The sequence below is a fragment of the Bradyrhizobium sp. Ses1 genome (assembly GCF_059512365.1).
The window spans coordinates 86,567-108,218 of record NZ_JCAMOQ010000003.1 but is presented as its reverse complement, the minus strand read 5'-3'; the positions used below and the strand labels follow the sequence as shown (position 1 = coordinate 108,218).

The following is a 21,652-nucleotide window of genomic DNA, read 5'->3' as shown; positions in this document are numbered from 1 at the left end:
GTTTTCCCACAAGATGAGGGTTTTTGATGATTGGATCGTTGATGATGTGCGTGAGTGCTGTCGTTCTGCTGCTCGGAATGCTGGGCGGCATCGCCATGGGTATCCAGCAAAACTTCACTTTGGCGCCGGCGCATGCCCATCTCAATCTCGTCGGCGGCGTGCTTTTGTTCCTGTTTGGGCTCTATTACCACCTGATTCCGGCCGCGGGGGCGACGATGCTGGCCCGGATCCAGGGCTGGATGCACATTCTCGGCGCGATCCTGTTCCCCGCGGGCGTGGCCATCGTGCTCCTTAAGGGATCCTCTTTCGAGATCGCTCCGGTCGTGGGCTCATTGCTGGTGGTCGGCTCCATGGCCCTGTTTGCCCTGATCGTGTTCCGCACCTCGCGCGCCTGATCTAGAGTCCCTATCTATTCTGTGACCGCCGGGCGAGGCATCGATTGCCGCTGCCCGGCGGTCACTTTTTAAGCCTATCCATGTCATAGTCAGAGTGACTGATTCGCTGCGCGCTGTTTGCGCAATCTATGAAGAGCCATGTCCAAATCACTGAAACCCGCCGCAAAAACCAAATCCAATGACGACCTGTTCGCCGGTGCCGAACCCAAGGGCCGGGCGCCGCTGAAGGTCGCTGCGCGGTTGGGTTCCGCTGAGGCTGACTATACCGCCGCTGATATCGAGGTGCTCGAAGGGCTGGAACCGGTCCGCCGGCGGCCCGGCATGTATATCGGCGGCACCGACGAAAAGGCGCTCCACCATCTGTTCGCCGAAATCATCGACAACTCCATGGACGAGGCGCTGGCGGGGCACGCCACCTTCATCGAGGTGGAGTTGACCACGGACGGTTTCCTGACAGTCACCGACAACGGCCGCGGCATTCCGGTCGATCCGCACCCGAAATTCCCGAAGAAATCCGCGCTCGAAGTCATCATGTGCACGCTGCACTCGGGCGGCAAGTTCGACTCCAAGGTCTACGAGACCTCGGGCGGCCTGCACGGCGTCGGCGTTTCCGTGGTCAACGCCCTCTCCTCGCGGCTTGAGGTCGAGGTGGCGCGCGGCCAGAAGCTCCACCGCATGACGTTTGAGCGCGGCCATCCGAAGGGCAAGCTCGAAGACCTCGGCAAGGTCAGCAACCGCCGCGGCACGCGCATCCGCTTCAAGCCCGATACCGACATCTTTGGCGCCAAGGCCACATTCAAACCGCAGCGCCTGTTCAAGATGACGCGCTCCAAAGCGTATCTGTTCGGCGGCGTCGAGATCCGTTGGCATTGCGACCAGGAACTCCTGAAGGGCGTCGAGGATGTGCCGGCGGAGGCAACCTTCCACTTCCCCGGCGGCCTGAAGGATTACCTCGCCGCCGCGATCCATGCCGACACGCTGGTGCATCCGGACATCTTCTCCGGCAAGTCGGGCCGCAACGGCGCCCACGGCGCCTGCGAATGGGCGGTGGCCTGGACGGCGGACGCCGACGGCTTCCTGTCCTCCTACTGCAACACCGTTCCGACCCCCGATGGCGGCACCCATGAATCCGGCATGCGGAGCGCGCTGCTGCGCGGCCTGAAGGATCACGCCGAGCGCGTCGGCCAGGGCAAGCGGGCTGCATCGGTCACCTCGGAAGACGTCATGGTCGGCGCCGCGGTGATGCTCAGCGTGTTCGTGCGCGAGCCGGAGTTCCAGGGCCAGACCAAGGACCGGCTGGCCACGGCGGAGGCCCAGCGCATCGTTGAGCAGGCCATCAAGGATCCGTTCGATCACTGGCTGTCGGGCAATCCGGTGCAGGCCAACAGGCTGCTCGATTTTGTGGTCGAACGCGCCGAGGAACGGCTGCGCCGCCGCCAGGAGAAAGAGGTTGCACGCAAGACCGCCGGCAAAAAGGCTCGCCTGCCCGGCAAGCTCGCCGATTGTACCGACGCCGGACTTGCAGGTTCCGAACTCTTCATCGTCGAGGGCGACTCGGCCGGCGGCAGCGCCAAGCAGGCGCGCGATCGCAAGACGCAGGCCGTGCTGCCGCTGCGCGGCAAGATCCTCAACGTCGCTTCTGCCGGCAAGGACAAGCTGATGGGCAATGTCCAGCTCAGCGACCTTGTGCAGGCGATCGGCTGTGGCACCGGAGCGCATTATCGCGAAGAGGACCTGCGGTATCAGCGCATCGTCATCATGACCGACGCCGATGTCGACGGCGCCCATATCGCGTCGCTGCTGATCACCTTCTTTTACCGCCAGATGCCACGGCTGATCGACGAAGGCCACCTCTATCTGGCGGTGCCGCCGCTCTACAAGCTCACCCACGGCTCCAAATCGGTCTATGCCCGCGATGACGCACACAAGGACGCGCTGATCAAGAGTGAGTTCAATGCCAACGCCAAGGTTGAGGTCAACCGCTTCAAAGGCCTCGGCGAGATGATGCCGGCGCAGCTCAAGGAAACCACGATGGACCCGGCCAAGCGCACCCTGCTGCGGGTCGTTCTGCTTGCCGATGACCGCGAGGGCACCGCCGATTCGGTTGAGCGATTGATGGGCACCAAGGCCGAGGCGCGGTTCGCCTTCATTTCCGACAAGGCTGAATTTGCCACCGACGACCTGCTTGACGTCTAATCCTCGCTTTCCAGGATAACCCTCTGTACGCGCGGCAGATTTCTATCCTGCCGCGGCACGCCCACCGCTCCGGGCCGAAGACGAACCGGAGCGTTTTCAGGCAAGTGTGCCTGTCCCGCAACAGCATTCCTGGTTGAAATAGCTATAGTTTGTGCAGCTACGGAATGGAATCGACGCAGCCGTCAGGCGCTCGTCATGCAAGTTGGGGATTTGAACATGAAGAAATTGGCACTCGCTGTGGCGGCGGTTGCAGCACTGACGGGGTCGGCCTCGGCGGCTGATCTTGGCGCTCGGCCGTATACGAAGGCGCCGCCGCCGGTGGCGCCCGTCTATAACTGGACCGGCTTCTATGTCTTCGGCGGTGGCGGCGGCGGTCTGTGGGATGCTGACAGCAACGTTCAAACCACCGTTGGCGCGATTCCGCTGTCGCGCGACACGCGGCTCGGCGGCGACGGCTGGTTCGGTACCGTTGGTATCGGCTACGATTGGCAGTTCAACGGCCGGTGGGTTGCCGGCGTGTTCGCCGACGGCCAGTTCGGCAGCCTTCGTGGTTCGTTGACCGACCCGATCGACCAGGTCGAGGGGCGTGTGAAGCTTCGGACTAGCTATGCGGCCGGTGTGCGCCTCGGCTATCTGGTTGCGCCGAATGTCTACTCCTATGTCAACGGCGGCTATTCGGGTTCGGAATGGTCGGGCACGACCCTTTCCGATCTCGCCGGAAACCCGGTCGGTGCGACCACTCCTTCGTTCCGTCGTGACGGCTGGTTCGTCGGTGGCGGCGTTGAGAACAACCTCGATATCTTCGGCATCAGCGCACCTGGTTGGTTCATGAAGACCGAATATCGCTCCGCGTTCTACGACCGCATCTCTCTGCCCTCATCGTTCCTTGATGGCACACCGACGGGAATTTCGACGACCTTCAAGCCTTGGGTGCAGACGATCAGCACCTCGATCGTCTACCGTTTCAACTGGGGTACCCCGGTCGTCGGCAGGTACTGATCTCTGCTGAACTGGCAGGCAGAAGCCCCGGCATCGCCCGGGGCTTTTTTTGCGTTTGCGCCTGGGGTTCGTTGCAAGACTGGCACGTCTGCGACATCCGGGGCTGGCAAAGCCTCGCCCCAGTCGGCATCTTCCCTCAATCTCGACAACAGAAGCGGAAAACAACAATGGGAACGCCCCTCTTCGACCTTACTGGCAAGGTTGCGATCGTCACCGGCGGCAATGGTGGAATCGGGCTTGGGATGGCGCGCGGGCTGGCGGATGCCGGCGCTGCGATTGCCGTCGTCGGCCGCAACGAAGAGAAGTCGGCGGCCGCGGTCGCCGAACTTAAGCAGCGCGGCGGCAAGGCCGTTGCGATCGCCGCCGATGTCACCGACAGCAAAGCCGTCGCCGACATGGTGGCGCGCGTCAAAGCCGAGTTCGGGCGAATCGATATCCTCGTCAACAACGCCGGCATCAATATCCGCAAGCCGCCGCATGAGCTCGATATCGGCGAATGGGACAGCGTGATCGCGACCAACCTCACCAGCGCCTTCCTATGCTCGCAGGCGGTCCATCCGGCGATGAAAGAAGCCGGCGGCGGCAAGATCATCAATATTGGCTCGATGATGTCGATCTTCGGCGCCAGCTTCACGCCGGCCTATGCCGCGAGCAAAGGCGGCATCGTGCAGTTCACGCGCTCCTGTGCCTGCGCCTGGGCGGCCGATAACATCCAGATCAACGCGATCCTGCCCGGCTGGATCGACACCGACCTGACCCGGCGCGGCCGCAGCGAGATCGCCGGGCTGCATGAGCGGGTGCTGGCGCGCACGCCGGCGGCGCGCTGGGGTGATATCGACGATCTCTCGGGGATCGCGGTGTTCCTCGCGTCGCCGGCTTCCGATTTCATCACCGGCAGCGCCATCCCCGTCGACGGCGGCTATTCGATCATGGGCTGATTCAGGAGAGCGCGGGCGACTGCACATGTTCGGGACGCACGCCGATCCCGACGAAGCGCGCGGTGATGCCCTGCAGCCAGGGCATCGCCGTGACCAGCCGCACCACCAGCGGAACCTTGATCGGCTGATTGGCGGGTCCCAGCGCAGTGCTGATGATCCTGTTCTGCACGATGGTCTGCATCGTCTGCGTCATCTTCATCGGAAATTCGCGCCGCTTACGTACCGCGTCGAGTTCATCCTCGGTCGGGCAGCCGCCCGCAAGCTTTGCCGCCAGCAGATTGGCGGTCGCGACCGCATCCTGCACCGCCAGGTTGACGCCGACGCCGCCGACCGGCGACATCGCATGCGCGGCGTCGCCGATGCACAGCAGCCCCGGCAGCGTCCAGCGCTTTAGCCTGTTAATCGCAACCGTCAGGAGCTTCACGTCGTCCCAGCTTTTGACATCGGAAATGCCGGACTTCAGGATCGGCGCCAGCCGCACTACGTCATCCAGCAGCGCCGGAAGTCCCCTCGCCTTCACCGCGTCGTATTGTCCCTTGGCGATCACATAGGCGCATTGCCAGTAATCGCCGCGGTTGAACGTGACCATCATCTTGCCAGGCTCGACCCGCGCGAACAGGTTCTCGTTTTCGTCCGGCCGCCGCCCGATGCGAAACCACAACACGTCCATGGGCGCGCCGATCTCCTCGACCGCAAGTCCGGCGCGCTCGCGCACAGTCGAGTGACGGCCATCGCAGGCAATCGTCAGATCGGCCTCGATGTCGAGCGCGCCCTCCGGCGTCTTGGCCCTCACGCCGGCAACCGCTTCGCCATTGCGGATCAGATCGGTCGCCTCCGTGCTCATCAGCACTTGCAATGAAGCGAAACGCTTGCCGCTCTCGCGCAGGAAGTTGAGAAAGTCCCATTGCGGCATGAAAGCAATGAACGGGTATTTTGCGTCCGTGCGGGAGAGATCGGCGATCCGGACCTTGGTGCCGCCGAACATCCCTTCGAGCTTCTGCAATTCCTGGTGCGGTAGCTTGAGGAAGCCGTCGATCAGCCCGAGTTCGTCCATCACCTGCAAGGTCGAGGGATGCACGGTGTCGCCGCGAAAGTCGCGAAAGAAGTCAGCATGCTTCTCCAGCACCACCACATCGACGCCGGCGCGGCCCAGGAGGTAGCCAAGCATCATGCCCGCCGGGCCGCCGCCGACGATGCAGCAGCGCACTTTCATCCTGCGCGCTGACGGATGCTGCGATACGCTTGCGCTCATGATGCCCTCGTCGAGACCCGGCTTGAATTATAGCGCCAATCAGACGACTAGCGCCGGAACATCTTGATCTCCGACACGCTGCCGTCGCGATAGGTCAGTTCCACCGAGACCGACTTGGTCTGCGGCGCAAGCTTCAGATAGGGCTGCGCCTCGTGCGGGATCACGCTGGGGTCGCGCGGATCGCATGGCGGCATCTTCAGCACCCTGTCCGGCACTGCGCTGTCGATACCGATACGCGCCTCGCGGATCGCGCAGCGGTAGGACATCAGATGGGTGTAATAGACCAGGAGCCCGTTGAACTCGCGGAACGACAGCCAGCTCGTCGCAGTCATGTCGAGGATCTTGCGCTGGTCGCGGATCAATGCCGCTTCGGGGTCGAACCGGATCGGAAATGGCCCTTGCATCTCCCCGGCCGCATCGACATAGCGGACCTGGATGGTGCCGGCCGGCGCATCGGCTGCCAGTTCGATCGACGGATTGGGCATCCGTTTGCGCGTGCGCGGATCAAGCGCGTCGATGAATCCGGTCTCACGGAAATCGCCGCCGTCGCCCATCCGCCAGGAGATTCCGAGCGCAGGGTCCGCGATCGAGAACACCACCGTCCAGCCGCCATTATGGCGGGAGAAACTTGCGATCGGCGCGTTGACGGAATCGTCCTTCGGGACGCGCGGCACCGAGACCGGCGGCAATGCTGCAAGCTTCTGCGGTCCCTCGGCAGCTCCCGCCACATCCTGCGCTTTCGTCATGCCGTTCAGGAACACGTCATCCACCATCTGGTCGAAATAAACAGGGATCTGCTTGTGCCTGATGGTCTCGGCCGCCTCGCTGACCAGGCGCCGTGTCTGCTGGGCGACCTGGACCAGGTTCTTGCCGGGCTGCAGCAACTGCTTGGCGAAGGTACGGGTGAACACCGAATTGGGATTGGTATCGTCGTTCGACAGCCGATCGAGGGCGGTCTGGCGCGGGCCGGCCGAGAACACCGAGAATACGCCCTCCGGCAACTGCGTCATCGGCGCCAGCCCGCCACCGCCGGCGACCGCGCGCGTTCCCGGCCGCTCGAACGGATTGTTGCGGCACGCATCGAACACCAGGATCGAGGTGCGCGCCTTCTTGTTCTGCAGGCGCTCGACGATGCGGTCGGCGAGAACAGATGCGTCGCGCACCAATTCTTCCTGGCCCTCGGTCGCCGCCGGCACGTCGGTCGGCAGCAGGAAGTTCTGGCCGGCGATCTCGAAGCCATGGCCGGCGTAAAAGAAGAACGCGGTGTCGCCAGGCTCGATCGCCTTGTCGAAGGCGAGCAGCGTCTCGGAGAATTGCTGCCGGTTCTGATTCTCGGCGATCATGACGGAGAAGCCGAGTTGCTTCAGCGTGTCCGCCATGGTGCGGGCGTCATTCACCGCCTTCTGCAACTTGGGGACGTTCTTGTACTCGTTGTTGCCGACGACCAGCGCAACGCGCTTTTCAGCCAGCGCGGGCGCGGCGAGAGTTGCCGATGCCAGGGCAATGCCCGCGACCATCAGAACTCTCGAAAGAAAGCCAGCCATTCTCTGCCCCGTCACCAAGCGCCCCGTAACGCGCGACCGTCGATGCCATAGTCGGTACACCGCCCCAACCGGTTCAGTGTACGAGCTTTCGCGTTCGGCCAGTACCGCCCCGCCATTTGACGGCCAAATGACAGCTCGCCCCTTATTTGTGCGAAAACATTAAGCTTTTTCGAGCATTTGGGCAGTTCCCAGATTGACTTTGGCGATTTCGAACCTATGTTCCGGACAACGCGGCCTTGGATCGAAACGCGATTCCCTGAGTTTGCCGCCTGTCAGCGTCAGTCAGAGCCCCCGAGCTTTTTTGAGAAGCAACGCCGTTTCGGGGCGAAACGCGACCAGCCTTTTTACCCTCGATTCCGAACGGCGGTGTCGACAAGAGGCTCAATGTCTTTTTCCAATCTCGGCCTTTCCGACAAGGTCTTGGCCGCCGTAGCGGCCACCGGATACACCAATCCCACGCCCATCCAGGAACAGGCGATTCCCCACGTTCTCGCCCGCCGCGATGTCCTCGGCATCGCCCAGACCGGCACCGGCAAGACCGCCGCCTTCGTGCTTCCGATGCTCACCATCCTCGAGAAAGGCCGGGCCCGGGCACGAATGCCACGGACCCTGATCCTCGAGCCGACACGCGAGCTCGCCGCCCAGGTGAAGGAAAACTTCGACCGCTATGGGGCCGGACAGAAACTCAACGTGGCGCTCCTGATCGGCGGCGTCTCGTTCGGCGACCAGGACAGCAAATTGACCCGTGGCGTCGACGTCCTGATCGCGACCCCCGGCCGGTTGCTCGACCATACCGAGCGCGGCGGACTATTGCTCACCGGCGTCGAGCTGCTCGTGATCGATGAAGCGGACCGCATGCTGGACATGGGCTTCATCCCCGATATCGAGCGCATCTGCAAACTGGTGCCCTTCACCCGTCAGACGCTGTTCTTCACCGCCACCATGCCGCCGGAAATCCGGCGCATCACCGAGGCTTTCCTCCACAACCCCGTGAAGGTCGAAGTCTCCAAGCCCGCCACTACCGCTGTCACCGTCACGCAATCGCAGGTGCCCTCCGGACGCGAGCCGCACCAGAAGCGTGAAATCCTCCGCCGCCTGCTGCGCGGGGCCAAAGATCTCAACAACGCGATTATCTTCTGCAATCGCAAGCGCGAAGTCGCCGTTCTTCACAAGTCGCTGCAGAAGCACGGCTTCAGCGTCGGCGCACTGCACGGCGACATGGACCAGTCCGCCCGTACGGCCGCGCTCGATCAGTTCCGCAAGGGCGAGCTGCCGCTGCTGGTCGCTTCCGACGTCGCGGCGCGTGGCCTCGACATTCCCGCGGTCAGCCACGTCTTCAACTTCGATGTCCCCCATCACCCCGACGATTACGTTCACCGCATCGGCCGCACCGGCCGCGCGGGCCGCACCGGTACCGCAATCTCGATCGTCACGCCGCTCGACACCAAGTCGGTCGCTGCAATCGAGAAGCTGATCGGCCAGCCGATCCCGCGCGCTGAAGGCGACTTCTCGGTTCAATCGGATGAGAACGAGACCGACGCGCAGCCGCGCGAGGCGCGGCGGCGCGACGGGTCGCGCGAGCGCAGCGGCCGCAACTCGCGGCGCGAACGTGAGCCGCGAGTTGGTCACGGCCGCGATAGCCGCAATGCCAATTCGCAGCCGCCGGCCGCCACCAGCCCGCGCGTGCCTTCGATCGGCCGCCCGGAGCCGCGACGCACACAGCGCGACGTCGACTCAGAACCAGCCGATCACTCGCATCTCCCCGCGTTTCTGCTGCGCCCCGTGCGGGCCCGCGTCTAGCGCTTTGCGCAGCGTCGGCCCGGATCAGGCCGACGCCCTAATCTCTTGGCTTGGTTCGTTTTTTTCGTGCCGCCGATTCTTCCATCAGAATCGTCGGCCCACGCGTGCGATTCCCCTATTTACGGGGCGTTCATTATCCTCCATTAGCGTGGCAACGATACTTTTAGTTATTTGCGGCTGAGCGGCGCGGCTCGGCATTGGGGACTTGATCAGTGGTCAAGCTGCTGGACGAACACGAACGCACGATGGCTTTTGCCGAGGTTGCGCTTGGCCAGATCAGGTCGCTCCGTCAGACCGCCGTCCCCCGCAATTACGAAATCTGGTACGTCTATGCGACCGGATACAATGCTCCGCTCAACAAGATCATCAACGAGACTCTGGCGCGCAACGGCAAGCTGAGCGAAGCCGATCTCGAGCAGATCTACGAGACCTATCTCTCTCACATCAAGACATCTGATCGCATCGACAAGGTCGGCGCGCGCGTCATCGGCGAGATCGACGATGTCGTGACGCTGATCTCGGATGCGCTCGGCATGTCCGCGAGCTACGATGCAAGCCTGAGCGGCGCCAGCGAAAGGCTCGCGAGCGTGAAGAATCGCGACCAGCTCAAGCCGATCATCGAGCAGCTTGTGAAGTCGACGCATGAGATGCGCGAAACCAACAAGGCGCTCGAGAATCGCCTGGCGCTGTCAAAGACCGAAATCAGCAATCTCCAGCACAGCCTGGAGGCGATCCGCGCCGAGAGCCTGACCGATCCGCTGACCGGGCTCGGCAACCGCAAATATTTCGACCGCTCGATCGAGATGGCAGTGCAGACCGCGATCGCCAATGACCAGCCGCTGTCGCTCCTGATGTTCGACATCGACCATTTCAAGTCGTTCAACGATTCCTACGGCCATCTCACCGGCGACCAGGTGCTGCGGCTGGTCGGCATGTCCTTGAAGCAGACCATCAAGGGCCAGGACATTACCGCGCGCTACGGCGGCGAGGAATTCGCGGTTGTGCTGCCCAACACCAGCCTGCGCCAGGCGCTGACGGTGGCCGACCATATCCGCCGGGCCGTGATGGCGAAGGAATTGAAGAAGAAATCCACCGGCGAGATCCTCGGCCGCGTCACCATCTCGGTCGGCGTCTCCCTGCTGAAGCCGGGCGACGACACCGATGCGCTGATCGAGCGCGCCGATGCCTGCCTCTATGCCGCCAAGCGGGCCGGCCGCAACCGCGTGGTCTGCGAAGTCGACCCCGAATACACCGCCGAAATCCGCAGCCGCGTTGCGTGATGATTTCGTAGGCGAACGTTCTGTCACGCTCTCTCCCCCGTCATTGCGAGCGCAAGCGAAGCAATCCATCTCACCGCTTGTGGAGGCATGGATTGCTTCGTCGCTGCGCTCCTCGCAATGACGGGCTGTAGCTTCGTAGGGTGCGTAAAGGCGCACTTGCGCCGTGCCCACCATCGCACGCGCTATCTGGAACGGTGGGCACGCTTCGCTTTGCCCACCCTACGATTTGGCGTCTTCTTGGCTTTCTTTGCCGAGGCCTTCTTCGCCGCCTTCCTTGCTTTCGGCCGCTTGCGCAATGCGGCGCGTTGCGCGGCGGCGAGCGCGGCCCTTGCCCATTGCGCCAGCTCTTCCGAATCGTCGAACAGCCGCGCCGGCAACTGCCAGTAGGAGTTCACCCTGACGGTCCGGGTGCTCGTTTGATATTGGAACGGCTTCGAGCCTTCCGCTTCAAACCGCGGAATGGTCTCTTCGTCGGCGCGGAAATAGAGCCCAGCACGCAGCGATAACGCGAAGTTGGTGCCGTCGGCAGAGATGCCGTAGCCGGAGAACATGCCGCGGATGGTGACCGGGCCGAAATCGGCAAACAGGTCGATCAGGAATTCGCGGTCCATCATGGCCCCAGCCCCGCTCTCACCCCTCATGGTGAGGAGGCGCGCAGCGCCGTCTCGAACCATGAGGCCCCGATCTCACCCGCGGCCATCCTTCGAGACGGCCGCGCGGCCTCCTCGGATGAGGTCCCGTGTGCTTGGCGAGCGGTCTACACCTTCGCCGGTGTCAGCTGAACCGACTCGCCGCAGCCGCAGGCGGAAACCTGGTTCGGGTTGTTGAAGATGAACTGCGCCTGCATCTTATCGGCCTTGTAGTCCATCTCGGTGCCGAGCAGGAACAGGACTGCCTTGGGGTCGACCAGGATCTTCACGCCCTTGTCCTCGACCACCTCATCGGTCGGCCGGATCTCGTGGGCGTATTCGACCGTATAGGACTGTCCCGCGCAGCCGCCATTCTTGATGCCGACGCGAAGGCCGACGATCTCGGAATCGGCCCGCTTGGTCAGTTCCGTGATCCGCGCTGCCGCGGCGTCCGTCAGCTTCATAACCTGCGGGCGGGGCCGCGGCTTCGGCTTGGCAACTGGTGCGATGGTGGTCATTGCAGCGGCTCTCTCTCCCTACGATGCAGAGCGGCAAAGTCTGTCATCTCAAAAATAACAACGAAATTCCGGCTGTGAAGGTCTCATGTTCGCAATTGGCTAGAACTTCTCCGAACGACACACACCTAGTAGATCGCCCATACTCCCGGTGTGACCAGTTCCAGCAAATGATTGTCCGGATCGCGGAAGTAGATGCTCTTGCCGCCGCGGGGCCAATCGGTCCTGCCTTCGATCGCGACATCGTGCTCGCCAAGCCGCTTTTCCCAGGCCGGCAATTCATCTGCGGCGATGGCAAAGGCCGCATGGATCGGGCCGCTGCCGTCGTGCGGAGGAATGGTGCCGCCGGGCAGATGGACCGTCTCAAGCGTAGCGCCGCGACGAAACAGCAGCAGCACACTCCGGCCTCCTATGTCGAAGGCCATAAACCGCGAGTCGCTCGTCAGAGGCTCAAGACCGAGCACATCGGTGTAGAACGCGCGGGCGCGGTCGAGGTCATCGACATAGAGTGCAGTCTCGATGACACCGGATAGCTTCGGCAACGAACCTCACCACATGTTGAGCACGAGGCGGGCCTCGTCGCTCATCCGATCCGGCGTCCACGCCGGCTCCCAGACCAGGTTGACATTGACGACGCCTACGCCGGGAACGCTGGCCAGCGCGTTCTCCACCATGGTGGGCAATTCACCGGCCGCCGGGCAGTTCGGCGTGGTCAGCGTCATCTCGACGTCGACGCTGCGGTCGTCCTTGAGATCGACCTTGTAGATCAATCCGAGCTCATAGATGTCGGCCGGGATTTCCGGGTCGAACACCGTCTTCAACGCCGCCACGATCTCCTGGCTGAGACGCTCGGTCTCTTCCGGCGGCAAGGCGGAGCTTGTCTCCACATGGGCGGTTTTGACGTCGTCGGCAGTCTCGGTCATGCGAACAATTCCCCAGCCTTGATCAAGGCTTGCGCCAGATGGTCGACCTCTTCCCTCGTATTATACATGCCGAACGAGGCCCGGCATGTGGCTGTGACATTGAACCGCTCTAAGAGCGGCATCACGCAATGGGTGCCGGCCCGCACCGCAATCCCCTGGCGGTCGATTACGGTCGCGACATCGTGGGGATGGGCGCCCTTCATCTCGAAAGAGATTACCGGCCCCTTCTCCCGGGCGGTGCCGATCAGCCGCAGCGAATTGATCTCGCGCAGGCGCTCCTGGGCGTAGGTCAGCAGGCTGTGCTCATGGGCGGCGATGCGCTCCTTGCCGATCGAATTGACGTAGTCGATCGCAGCGCCCAGCCCGATCGCCTGGACGATCGGCGGGGTTCCGGCCTCGAATTTGTGCGGCGGGTCGCCATAGGTGACCCAGTCCTTTGCGACCTCGCGGATCATCTCGCCGCCGCCGTTATACGGCCGCATCGCGACCAGGTGCTCATGCTTGGCATAGAGCACGCCAATGCCGGTCGGGCCGTAAACCTTATGGCCGGTGAAGGCGTAGAAATCGCAGTCGAGATCCTGGACGTCGACCGGCAGATGCACGGCGCCCTGCGCGCCGTCGACCAGCACCGGAACGCCGCGATCGTGCGCGATCCTGACGACCTCCTTGACCGGAACCAGCGTGCCGAGCGCATTCGACATCTGCGTGATCGCAACCAGCTTGGTGCGCGGCGAGAGCAGCTTCTCGAACTCCTCGATCAGGAAATTGCCGTCGTCGTCGACCGGCGCCCATTTGATGACGGCGCCATGCCGCTCGCGCAGGAAATGCCAGGGCACGATGTTGGAATGGTGCTCCATGATCGAGAGCACGATCTCATCGCCCTGCCCGATATTGGGCTCGCCCCATGACGAGGCGACCAGGTTGATCGCCTCTGTGACGTTACGGGTGAAGATGATTTCTTCGCTGCGCCGCGCGTTGACGAACTGCGCCACTTTGCTGCGCGCGCCTTCGTAAGCCTCGGTCGCGGCATTGGCGAGGTAATGCAGGCCGCGATGCACATTGGCGTATTCGGTCTTGTAGGCCTCGGCCATGCGGTCGAGCACCGCGTTCGGTTTCTGCGCGGAGGCCGCGTTGTCGAGATAGACCAGCGGCTTCCCGTAGATCTGCAGCGCCAGCGCCGGAAAATCCTCGCGCACCCGCGCGACATCATAGGCGCCGTTGGCGACCGCCGGATGCGTGCTCATGCGCGTGCCTCCAGCCAGCGCTGTGCCGCCGCGATCACATGCTCTCGCAGCGAGTCGTTCGCGATCGATTCGATGGCCTCGCCGACGAAGGCCTGGATCAGGAGCGCCTGCGCTTCCTTCTCGGGAAGACCGCGCGCACGCAGATAGAACAACAGGCTTTCGTCCAGTGCACCGGTGGTCGCGCCATGGCCGCAGGTGACGTCGTCGGCAAAAATCTCGAGCTCCGGCTTGTTGTCGGCCTCGGCCTCATCGGAGAGCAGGAGCGCCCGCGTCATCATCTTGGCATCGGTCTTCTGCGCGTCCGGACGGACGACGATGCGGCCCTGGAACACCGAATGGGCGCGGTCGTCGATCACGGCGCGGAACACTTCGCGACTGGCGCAGTGCGGCACCGCGTGATCCATGAACAGCGTGGTGTCGGCATGCTGCCGGCCCTTGATGAGGTTGACACCGTTGGTGTCGACCCGCGCGCCCTCGCCTGCAAAGATGATGGTCGGCTGATAGCGGCTGACGCTCGCGCCCGACACCATGCCAAAGGCGTTGAGCTGCGCATGCGCGCCGAGCGTCACCGCGGCGGACGCAATGTTGATGGCTTCCAACCCGTCCTCAACCAGACGGAGATGATCGAGCCGCGCATTGTCGCCGAGCGAAACGATCAGGGAGTCGTAAGTCTGATACGCCTTTGCACCTTCGGTGGCGACAAAGCTTTCCACCAGCGTCGCGCTCGCGTCGCGGCCCAGGCGGAGCAGCGAACGGGTGTACATCGCAGCCGGCGTGCCCGTGCTCGCGACATGGACCACGTGCAGCGGTTGCTCCAGCACAGTGCCGTTGGCAATTTCGATCACGACGCCGTCGGTCGCCATCGCCGTGTTCAGCGCGATCATGGGATTGGAGTTATCGGAGGCCAGCAACTCGCCGTCCCCCGCCTCCAGCACCTCACGCAGCGTGCGGACGGAAAGGCCCTTTTCGCCCTTGCCGAGATCAGAAAGCTTTGCCGCGAATACGCCGTCGACCAGCACCAGCCGCCGCGTGCCTTCGATCGCATGCAGCTTGAGCGCGGCTTCCGCGCGCGACAGCGCCGCCGCATCGGGTGCAGCCGCCAGCGGCAGCACTTCGCGCATCAGGACGCGCAGGTCGGTATATTTCCAGTCCTCGATCCGGCGGTGCGGGAGGCCCGCGCGCTCAAAGGCTTCAAAGGCCTGCTGCCTTTGCTCGGCGACCTTGCCCGAGCCAGGCAACCGCTCACGCGCGAGCGCAAAGCTGGTGCTCACTGCGCGCCCGGTATCGGTTTTTGCCAACACGACGTTCATCACGAATTCCGTTCAGGCTTAGGCGTCTTCGAACTGCGCATAGCCGGATTCTTCCAGCTGCAGCGCCAGTTCCTTGCCGCCAGTCTTCACCACCGAGCCCTTGGCCATCACGTGCACATAGTCCGGCACGATGTAGTTGAGCAGCCGCTGGTAGTGGGTGATCACGACCATGGCGCGCTCGGGCGAGCGCAGCGCGTTGACACCGTCGGCCGCGATCCTCAGCGCGTCGATGTCGAGACCCGAGTCCATTTCATCGAGGATGCAGAGGCTCGGCTCGAACAGCGCCATCTGCAGGATCTCGTTGCGCTTCTTTTCGCCGCCGGAAAAGCCGACATTGACGCCGCGCTTGAGCATGTCCTGCGGAATGTTGAGCGACTTGGAGACTTCGCGGACCTTCTTCAGGAAGTCCGGTGTCGAATATTCGCTCTCGCCGCGCGCCTTGCGCTGCGCATTCAGCGCGGTGCGCAGGAAGTTCATGGTGGCGACGCCGGGGATTTCGACTGGGTACTGGAACGCCAGGAACACGCCCTTGGCGGCGCGCTCGTCCGGCGCCATCTCCAAGAGGTCTTCGCCGCGGAACAGGATTTGTCCGCCGGTGACCTCATAGCCGGGCTTGCCGGCGATGACGTGCGAGAGCGTCGATTTGCCGGAGCCGTTCGGCCCCATGATCGCGTGGACCTCGCCCGGGTTCACAGTGAGCGAAAGTCCGTGGAGGATTTCGCGATCCTCGACACGGACCTGCAGATCTTTCACTTCAAGCAATGCCATTACAGTTTTCCTAGATGTCATCCCGAGGCGCCAGTACGGCAGGCCCGCCAGGGATGAGGATTATCCAACCGAACCTTCGAGCGAGATCGAGATCAGCTTCTGCGCCTCGACCGCGAACTCCATCGGGAGCTGCTGCAGCACGTCCTTGACGAAGCCGTTGACGACGAGGCCGACCGCCTCCTCTTGGCTCAGCCCGCGCTGCACGCAGTAGAACAGGACATCCTCGGAGATCTTCGAGGTCGTCGCCTCGTGCTCGAACGTCGCCGACGAGTTCTTCGCCTCGACGTAAGGCACGGTGTGCGCGCCGCATTTGTCGCCGATCAAAAGCGAGTCGCAGGCGGTGTAGTTGCGCGCGCCGGTGGCTTTGCGGTGCGCGGTCACGAGGCCGCGATAGGTGTTCTGCGACTTGCCGGCAGCGATGCCCTTGGAGATGATCCGGCTCGAGGTGTTCTTGCCGAGATGGATCATCTTGGTGCCGCTGTCGACCTGCTGGTAACCGTTCGAGATCGCGATCGAGTAGAACTCGCCGCGCGAATTGTCGCCGCGCAGGATGCAGCTCGGATATTTCCAGGTGATGGCGGAGCCGGTCTCGACCTGGGTCCAGGAAATCTTCGAGTGGTCGCCACGGCAATCGCCACGCTTGGTGACGAAGTTGTAGATGCCGCCCTTGCCTTCCGAGTTGCCGGGATACCAGTTCTGCACCGTCGAATATTTGATCTCGGCGTCATCGAGCGCGACCAGTTCCACCACGGCAGCGTGCAATTGATTCTCGTCGCGCTGCGGCGCGGTGCAGCCTTCGAGGTAGCTCACATACGAGCCCTTGTCGGCGATGATCAGCGTGCGCTCGAACTGGCCGGTGTTGCGCTCGTTGATGCGGAAATAGGTCGACAATTCCATCGGACAGCGCACGCCCGGCGGCACATAGACGAACGAGCCGTCGGAGAACACCGCCGAGTTCAGGGTGGCGAAGAAGTTATCCGACGTCGGCACCACGCTGCCGAGATACTTCCGCACCAGCTCAGGGTGCTCGCGGATCGCTTCCGAGATCGGCATGAAGATCACGCCGGCCTTCTTCAATTCCTTCTGGAAGGTGGTCGCAACCGACACCGAATCGAACACGGCGTCGACAGCGATCTTCCGCTGCTCCGACGGCTCTCCGCCCGGAGGCGGCTCGACGCCCTCGAGGATCGCGACCTCCCTTAAGGGAATGCCGAGCTTCTCGTAGGTCTTGAGAATCTCCGGATCGATCTCGTCGATCGACGACAGCGTCTTCTTCGGCTTCGGCGCCGCGTAATAGTAGAGGTCCTGGTAATCGATCTTGGGATAGTTGACGCGCGCCCAGGTCGGCTCGGTCATGGTCAGCCAGCGGCGGTACGCCTCCAGGCGCCATTCCAGCATCCAGGCCGGCTCGTTCTTTTTCTCTGAGATGAAACGGACGATATCTTCCGAGAGCCCCTTGGGGGCCTTTTCGGATTCGATCAGCGTCTCGAACCCATATCGATACTGATCGACGTCGATCCGTCGGACACGGTCGACCGTCTCCTGTACAGCAGGCATTCAATCCTCCGCTCGCGGTTTCAAGGACCGCGGTGGATCAGTTCTAAAAGTGGTACGGTTGCTTAGTGGACGAAAAACCCGCTTAGAACCGTTCAAGCTGTGTTTCGTCCCACTCTAAGTAAGGTATCGGCGAGCTTTAGCCAAGCCTTTACGGCCAAATCTATGTCTGTGGTGGATGTAGACCAGCCAAGACTAAGCCGCACTGCTCCCTGGGCGAGGTCCGGCCGGAACCCCATCGCGCCCAGCACATGTGACGGCTGGACCTTTCCCGAGGAACAGGCGGAACCCGAAGATACCGCGATTCCAGCTAGGTCGAAGCCGATCACGGCGGTTTCCGCCTTCAAACCTGGGACGGTGAATAGCGTGGTATTTGGCAGCCTCGGCACGCCGTCCGAGAATACAATAATACCACTTACTTCTCTCAGGCCAGCCTCAAGTCGGTCCCTCAGGGCCCGCAGCCGGACTGCGTCGGTCTCGAGGCCCGCCATCGCGGCCTTGGCAGCCGCGCCAAAGGCCGAGATGCCGGCGACGTTCTCCGTACCGGCGCGGCGCCCGAGTTCCTGGCCGCCGCCGCGCAACAGGGGTTCGAGCCTCTCCACTCCCTCCGCCAGGACCACGGCCCCGACGCCCTTGGGGCCGCCGACTTTGTGCGCGGACAGCGTCACCAGATCCGCCTGCAATGATTCGAGAGCGAAGGGAATTTTCCCGAAGGCCTGGATCGCATCGACGTGGAGCAGTCCGCCGGCCGCATGAACGATCTCGGCCGCCTTCTCGACCGGCTGCAGCGCGCCGGTCTCGTTGTTGGCCAGCATCACCGACACCAATGCGGGCGGGCCATCGGCCAGCTTGCTACGGAGGTTATCGAGGTCCAGCACGCCTGACGATGTCACAGCCACGGTCTCGATCGCTTCAGCCGCAAAGCGCCCGCCTGATAGCACCGAGGCATGCTCGATCGCAGACACCAGGAGCCGCTGGACGGGAGCACTACCGCTACGTCGCACCCCAGGCGTCAATGCCAGCACGTTCGCTTCCGTGCCGCCTGAGGCAAACACCACGTCCTGCGCCTTAGCGCCCACCGCCGCGGCGATCGCGCTCCTGGCGTCCTCGACCAGCCGACGTGCCTGCCGCCCCTCGGCATGCACCGAGGACGGATTGCCGCACAGCTCCCATGCCACCGCCATCGCCGCCTTCGCCTCGGGGCGAAGCGGCGTGGTCGCATTCCAGTCGAGATAGACGCGATTCGTCATGGAGTATTATAATACCTCAGAATTTCTTACGGGTCCTTGTCTGCAATCTTCGCTCGAATCCCTAGGCCAGTTGGTGATTGCCGCGCCGCCCGCAATCACCGGCTAACGCATTGAACACGCTTGGCGTTGTTCAATATGCTTGCTTTTTGCCCCTCGCCTCATGCTAGAACGCGGGCCTCAAAAACCAACCGAGGCGTCGTTCGTTCGCGGGAAGCCGCCTGACGGCGCCGTTCACGGTAAATCCAGCCACTTTATCTGCCGGGGGCCGATGAAGTCAGCACAACTCGGTTGATTGCTCAGCGCCAACCAAGGGTCAAGCGTAGGATCACTCAAGGGATCACTGATGCCTGAAGTTATTTTCAACGGCCCGGCGGGCCGTCTCGAAGGCCGCTACCACCCGGCCAAGCAGAAGAACGCGCCGATCGCCATGATCCTGCATCCGCACCCGCAGTTTCACGGCACGATGAATCACCAGATCGTCTACCAGTGCTACTATGCCTTTGCGCATCGCGGCTTCTCGGTGCTGCGCTTCAACTTCCGCGGGGTCGGCCGCAGCCAGGGCTCGTTCGACCACGGCACCGGCGAATTGTCGGACGCGGCCTCCGCGCTCGACTGGGCGCAGAGCATCAATCCCGAGGCACGTGCCTGCTGGGTCGCGGGCTTTTCGTTCGGCGCCTGGATCGGCATGCAGCTCCTGATGCGCCGGCCCGAGGTCGAGGGATTCATCTCGATCGCGCCGCCGGCTAATCTCTATGACTTCTCGTTCCTGGCGCCCTGCCCGTCCTCCGGGCTGATCGTGCATGGCGACAAGGACGCCGTGGTGCCGCCCAAGGACGTCAACACGCTGGTCGAGAAATTGAAGACACAGAAGGGCATCGTGATTGATCAGCAGATCATCCCCGGCGCCAACCATTTCTTCGACGGCAAGCTCGAGCCGTTGATGGAAACCGTCACCGGCTATCTCGACATGCGCCTCGCCAACGTGCGCTAAGGCAGTGCGGCTCGGTAGGATGGGTAGAGCGAAGCGAAACCCATCACTCGGGCCGCGTGTCGTGAAGGCGATGGGTTTCGCTTTGCTCTACCCATCCTACGGCGCTGCGGCGCGTTACGCCGCAAGCTTCAACACATGCGCGTCATGCTGCTTGAGGAAGGCGCGCAGCAATTGCGGATACTCGGCGCCGACCGCGGCCTTCACGCTCGGACGCTTCGCCAGCTCCGCGCGCCACTTCCGCACCTTCGGCATGTCGTTGAACACCGCAAGGTCGATGAATTCGTCGAACACATCGAAATAGCGGAAGATCGGCGCGAACACCGCATCCACCAGGCTGAATTTCTCGCCCGCAAAGTACGGACCCGCGCCGAGTGCCGCCTCGACGCGGGCGAATTTGGCAGTGACCGCCTCCCGCTTGGCCTCGAAGGTCGCGGCATCCTTGGCAATCTCGAGGTCCCAGAGATCGCTTAAGGTGGCAGAGCCGAATTCCATCCAGGCGCGATGTTCGGCGCGCGCCAGCGGGTCCAGCGGATGCAGCTTGGCGCCGGCTTGCGTCTCCTCGATATATTCGCAGATCACGTTGCTCTCGAACAGCGCCACCTCGCCCTTGTCGGTCGCAACCGTCAGCACCGGCACCTTGCCGAGCGGCGATATCTTCAGGAACCAGTCCGGCTTGTTGGCGAGATCGATATCGATCCGTTCGAAGGCGACGCCCTTCTCGTTAAGCGCGATCACCGCGCGCTGCACATAGGGACAGAGCTTGTGGCTGATCAGTTTCAACGCGGCCATGGCGAACTCCTCGCTGGTTTCAAGCACTCGCATGCACCTAAATGCATTTGCATGAAACAGTCAAGAAAGGATGCAATTGCATCTAACGGCTTAAGGTCGCACGATGATGCCCCCGGTCATAGGAATAGGCACGCCGGTCGTGGCGGGATAGCTGAGCGGCAGGCCCTTCATCCCGCGCACGGCAAGGAAGCCGAAGGCCTGCGCCTCGATCGCGTCCGGCGACCAGCCGAGCGCATCGGCTGCTTCGACGGTCGCGGGCGCAACCCGCTCGCGCAGCATCCGCAGCATGGTCAGATTGCGCGCGCCGCCGCCGGCAACGATCCAGCTCTTCGGCACCTTCGGCAATAGCGGCAGCACGCGGGCGATCGTGGCCGCAGTGAAGGCGGTCAGCGTCGCCGCGCCGTCGGCGGGCGTGACGTCCCCGAGCTTCAATGCGGCGAAATCATTACGGTCCAGCGATTTCGGCGGCGGCAGCGCGAAAAAGGGCAATTCCAGCGCGCGCGCAATCCAGGCCTCATCGGCCCTGCCCTGCGCGGCAAACCGGCCGTCGCAATCGAACGGCTGGCTCATGACGCGGAACATGTAGTCGTCGAGCAGCGCGTTGCCGGGACCGGTGTCGCAGGCGATCAGCGTGTCAGTGCCGTCGATATAGGTGATGTTGGAGACCCCGCCGACATTGACCACCACGGTCGGCCCCTCGCGCTGCACGGATTGCACCAGTGCCCGGTGATAGACCGGCACGAGGGGCGCGCCCTGCCCGCCGGCCTCGACATCGGCGGCGCGAAAATCATGCATCACGGGAATGTGGACCATTTTCGCCAGCGCCGCGGCATCGCCGATCTGCACCGTCAATCGGCGCTCCGGCCGGTGCAGCACGGTCTGACCGTGGAAACCGACAATGTCGATATCTTCCGGCGTGATGCGATTCTGTGCGGTGAAGGCGGCAACCGCCTCGGCATGCGCCAGCGTCACGGCACGTTCGGCGTCGGCCAGGATCCCGGGCCGGGCGTCACGGTGCGATAGATGGACGGCCTCGGTAAGTGCTTGGCGCAGCAGGCTGCGCTCGGCATTGGTGTAGGACCGGTAGCCGGACGGCCCGAACGACTTGACCTGCTTTCCGTCGGTTTCGATCAGTGCGACGTCAACCCCGTCGAGCGAGGTCCCGCTCATCAGACCGAGTGCGGTCAACATCATGCCTGCAGCCTTCGACGCCTCTTGTCCTGCCCTGACGCCCGGCTTGTATCAAACAAGCACATCTTATAATGCCACAGCGCC

At 63.1% G+C, this 21,652-nt stretch carries 20 protein-coding genes; 7 read left to right on the top strand and 13 right to left on the bottom strand.

Translation table 11 applies throughout. The features are described 5' to 3' along the window. Positions 1-26 precede the first annotated feature (26 nt). The 4 genes from AC5ZG5_RS05725 to AC5ZG5_RS05710 all read left to right on the top strand — a co-directional run bounded on the left by AC5ZG5_RS05725 (position 27) and on the right by AC5ZG5_RS05710 (position 4,528). Positions 27-395, top strand: coding sequence for a hypothetical protein (locus AC5ZG5_RS05725; protein ID WP_130228042.1), 369 nt, complete (start codon positions 27-29; stop codon positions 393-395). A gap of 138 nt (positions 396-533) precedes the next feature. Beyond that, complete coding sequence (gene parE, locus AC5ZG5_RS05720; RefSeq protein WP_456641540.1) at positions 534-2,591, top strand: DNA topoisomerase IV subunit B; 2,058 nt, start codon at positions 534-536, stop codon at positions 2,589-2,591. Positions 2,592-2,807: 216 nt separating this feature from the next. Then, complete coding sequence (locus AC5ZG5_RS05715; RefSeq protein ID WP_130228027.1) at positions 2,808-3,590, top strand: outer membrane protein; 783 nt, start codon at positions 2,808-2,810, stop codon at positions 3,588-3,590. Positions 3,591-3,757: 167 nt separating this feature from the next. After that, positions 3,758-4,528 (top strand): SDR family NAD(P)-dependent oxidoreductase, encoded by a 771-nt coding sequence (locus AC5ZG5_RS05710; RefSeq protein ID WP_130228026.1) that lies wholly within the window; start codon positions 3,758-3,760, stop codon positions 4,526-4,528. A 1-nt stretch (position 4,529) separates the two neighbouring features. Here the strand turns inward: AC5ZG5_RS05710 and AC5ZG5_RS05705 are convergent, their stop codons facing one another. After that, entirely contained in the window at positions 4,530-5,780 is a 1,251-nt protein-coding gene (locus AC5ZG5_RS05705) for an FAD-dependent oxidoreductase (protein WP_456641539.1), read from the bottom strand. 47 nt (positions 5,781-5,827) lie between these two features. Continuing rightward, positions 5,828-7,297, bottom strand: a complete 1,470-nt coding sequence (locus AC5ZG5_RS05700; protein WP_456641538.1) for a caspase family protein — start codon at positions 7,295-7,297, stop codon at positions 5,828-5,830. 411 nt (positions 7,298-7,708) lie between these two features. Here AC5ZG5_RS05700 and AC5ZG5_RS05695 point away from each other — a divergent pair, with 411 nt between their 5' ends. Together AC5ZG5_RS05695 and AC5ZG5_RS05690 are read left to right on the top strand one after the other, a co-directional pair. Continuing rightward, positions 7,709-9,124 (top strand): DEAD/DEAH box helicase, encoded by a 1,416-nt coding sequence (locus AC5ZG5_RS05695; RefSeq protein ID WP_456641537.1) that lies wholly within the window; start codon positions 7,709-7,711, stop codon positions 9,122-9,124. A gap of 212 nt (positions 9,125-9,336) precedes the next feature. Then, positions 9,337-10,404, top strand: coding sequence for a GGDEF domain-containing protein (locus AC5ZG5_RS05690; protein ID WP_028167830.1), 1,068 nt, complete (start codon positions 9,337-9,339; stop codon positions 10,402-10,404). Between the two features lie 182 nt (positions 10,405-10,586). Here the strand turns inward: AC5ZG5_RS05690 and AC5ZG5_RS05685 are convergent, their stop codons facing one another. From AC5ZG5_RS05685 to AC5ZG5_RS05645, 9 genes are all read right to left on the bottom strand, one after another. Then, positions 10,587-11,015 (bottom strand): TfoX/Sxy family protein, encoded by a 429-nt coding sequence (locus tag AC5ZG5_RS05685; protein WP_456641683.1) that lies wholly within the window; start codon positions 11,013-11,015, stop codon positions 10,587-10,589. A 146-nt stretch (positions 11,016-11,161) separates the two neighbouring features. Beyond that, the gene (locus tag AC5ZG5_RS05680; protein WP_456641536.1) at positions 11,162-11,551 is read right to left on the bottom strand and encodes a HesB/IscA family protein; all 390 of its coding nucleotides are present in this window, start codon (positions 11,549-11,551) and stop codon (positions 11,162-11,164) included. A gap of 125 nt (positions 11,552-11,676) precedes the next feature. After that, positions 11,677-12,090 carry a VOC family protein gene (locus AC5ZG5_RS05675; protein WP_456641535.1) on the bottom strand — a complete coding sequence of 138 codons (414 nt, stop codon included), beginning with the start codon at positions 12,088-12,090 and terminating at the stop codon, positions 11,677-11,679. 6 nt (positions 12,091-12,096) lie between these two features. Then, positions 12,097-12,471, bottom strand: coding sequence for an SUF system Fe-S cluster assembly protein (locus AC5ZG5_RS05670; RefSeq protein WP_028169354.1), 375 nt, complete (start codon positions 12,469-12,471; stop codon positions 12,097-12,099). Beyond that, on the bottom strand, positions 12,468-13,715 hold the full coding sequence (locus tag AC5ZG5_RS05665) for a cysteine desulfurase (protein ID WP_456641534.1): 1,248 nt from the start codon (positions 13,713-13,715) through the stop codon (positions 12,468-12,470). Before AC5ZG5_RS05665 ends, AC5ZG5_RS05670 begins: the two co-directional genes overlap by 4 nt. Then, positions 13,712-15,025 carry a Fe-S cluster assembly protein SufD gene (gene sufD, locus AC5ZG5_RS05660; RefSeq protein WP_456641533.1) on the bottom strand — a complete coding sequence of 438 codons (1,314 nt, stop codon included), beginning with the start codon at positions 15,023-15,025 and terminating at the stop codon, positions 13,712-13,714. The genes AC5ZG5_RS05665 and sufD overlap by 4 nt, the downstream gene beginning before the upstream one ends. Before the next feature lie 18 nt (positions 15,026-15,043). After that, entirely contained in the window at positions 15,044-15,793 is a 750-nt protein-coding gene (sufC, locus tag AC5ZG5_RS05655) for a Fe-S cluster assembly ATPase SufC (RefSeq protein ID WP_028169357.1), read from the bottom strand. Between the two features lie 60 nt (positions 15,794-15,853). After that, on the bottom strand, positions 15,854-17,350 hold the full coding sequence (gene sufB / locus AC5ZG5_RS05650) for a Fe-S cluster assembly protein SufB (RefSeq protein WP_456641532.1): 1,497 nt from the start codon (positions 17,348-17,350) through the stop codon (positions 15,854-15,856). A gap of 92 nt (positions 17,351-17,442) precedes the next feature. After that, complete coding sequence (locus tag AC5ZG5_RS05645) at positions 17,443-18,597, bottom strand: cysteine desulfurase family protein (protein WP_456641531.1); 1,155 nt, start codon at positions 18,595-18,597, stop codon at positions 17,443-17,445. 343 nt (positions 18,598-18,940) lie between these two features. On the opposite strand from AC5ZG5_RS05645, the gene AC5ZG5_RS05640 reads away from it, so the two are divergent. Then, positions 18,941-19,588 (top strand): alpha/beta hydrolase, encoded by a 648-nt coding sequence (locus AC5ZG5_RS05640; RefSeq protein WP_028169230.1) that lies wholly within the window; start codon positions 18,941-18,943, stop codon positions 19,586-19,588. 114 nt (positions 19,589-19,702) lie between these two features. Here the strand turns inward: AC5ZG5_RS05640 and AC5ZG5_RS05635 are convergent, their stop codons facing one another. Together AC5ZG5_RS05635 and AC5ZG5_RS05630 are read right to left on the bottom strand one after the other, a co-directional pair. After that, the gene (locus AC5ZG5_RS05635) at positions 19,703-20,377 is read right to left on the bottom strand and encodes a glutathione S-transferase family protein (RefSeq protein ID WP_456641530.1); all 675 of its coding nucleotides are present in this window, start codon (positions 20,375-20,377) and stop codon (positions 19,703-19,705) included. Between the two features lie 90 nt (positions 20,378-20,467). After that, positions 20,468-21,571, bottom strand: a complete 1,104-nt coding sequence (locus AC5ZG5_RS05630) for an anhydro-N-acetylmuramic acid kinase (RefSeq protein ID WP_456641529.1) — start codon at positions 21,569-21,571, stop codon at positions 20,468-20,470. Positions 21,572-21,652: the final 81 nt, after the last annotated feature.

Excerpts from the sequence above, each read along its gene's own strand:
- AC5ZG5_RS05710 (WP_130228026.1), top strand. The coding sequence starts at position 3,758 with ATGGGAACGCCCCTCTTCGACCTTACTGGCAAGGTTGCGATCGTCACC.
- AC5ZG5_RS05635 (WP_456641530.1), bottom strand. The coding sequence starts at position 20,377 with ATGGCCGCGTTGAAACTGATCAGCCACAAGCTCTGTCCCTATGTGCAG.
- sufB (WP_456641532.1), bottom strand. The coding sequence starts at position 17,350 with ATGCCTGCTGTACAGGAGACGGTCGACCGTGTCCGACGGATCGACGTC.
- AC5ZG5_RS05725 (WP_130228042.1), top strand. The coding sequence starts at position 27 with ATGATTGGATCGTTGATGATGTGCGTGAGTGCTGTCGTTCTGCTGCTC.
- AC5ZG5_RS05695 (WP_456641537.1), top strand. The coding sequence starts at position 7,709 with ATGTCTTTTTCCAATCTCGGCCTTTCCGACAAGGTCTTGGCCGCCGTA.
- parE (WP_456641540.1), top strand. The coding sequence starts at position 534 with ATGTCCAAATCACTGAAACCCGCCGCAAAAACCAAATCCAATGACGAC.
- AC5ZG5_RS05645 (WP_456641531.1), bottom strand. The coding sequence starts at position 18,597 with ATGACGAATCGCGTCTATCTCGACTGGAATGCGACCACGCCGCTTCGC.
- AC5ZG5_RS05700 (WP_456641538.1), bottom strand. The coding sequence starts at position 7,297 with ATGGTCGCGGGCATTGCCCTGGCATCGGCAACTCTCGCCGCGCCCGCG.
- sufD (WP_456641533.1), bottom strand. The coding sequence starts at position 15,025 with ATGAACGTCGTGTTGGCAAAAACCGATACCGGGCGCGCAGTGAGCACC.
- AC5ZG5_RS05715 (WP_130228027.1), top strand. The coding sequence starts at position 2,808 with ATGAAGAAATTGGCACTCGCTGTGGCGGCGGTTGCAGCACTGACGGGG.
- AC5ZG5_RS05640 (WP_028169230.1), top strand. The coding sequence starts at position 18,941 with ATGCCTGAAGTTATTTTCAACGGCCCGGCGGGCCGTCTCGAAGGCCGC.
- sufC (WP_028169357.1), bottom strand. The coding sequence starts at position 15,793 with ATGGCATTGCTTGAAGTGAAAGATCTGCAGGTCCGTGTCGAGGATCGC.
- AC5ZG5_RS05705 (WP_456641539.1), bottom strand. The coding sequence starts at position 5,780 with ATGAGCGCAAGCGTATCGCAGCATCCGTCAGCGCGCAGGATGAAAGTG.
- AC5ZG5_RS05670 (WP_028169354.1), bottom strand. The coding sequence starts at position 12,471 with ATGACCGAGACTGCCGACGACGTCAAAACCGCCCATGTGGAGACAAGC.
- AC5ZG5_RS05685 (WP_456641683.1), bottom strand. The coding sequence starts at position 11,015 with ATGGACCGCGAATTCCTGATCGACCTGTTTGCCGATTTCGGCCCGGTC.
- AC5ZG5_RS05630 (WP_456641529.1), bottom strand. The coding sequence starts at position 21,571 with ATGATGTTGACCGCACTCGGTCTGATGAGCGGGACCTCGCTCGACGGG.
- AC5ZG5_RS05665 (WP_456641534.1), bottom strand. The coding sequence starts at position 13,715 with ATGAGCACGCATCCGGCGGTCGCCAACGGCGCCTATGATGTCGCGCGG.
- AC5ZG5_RS05680 (WP_456641536.1), bottom strand. The coding sequence starts at position 11,551 with ATGACCACCATCGCACCAGTTGCCAAGCCGAAGCCGCGGCCCCGCCCG.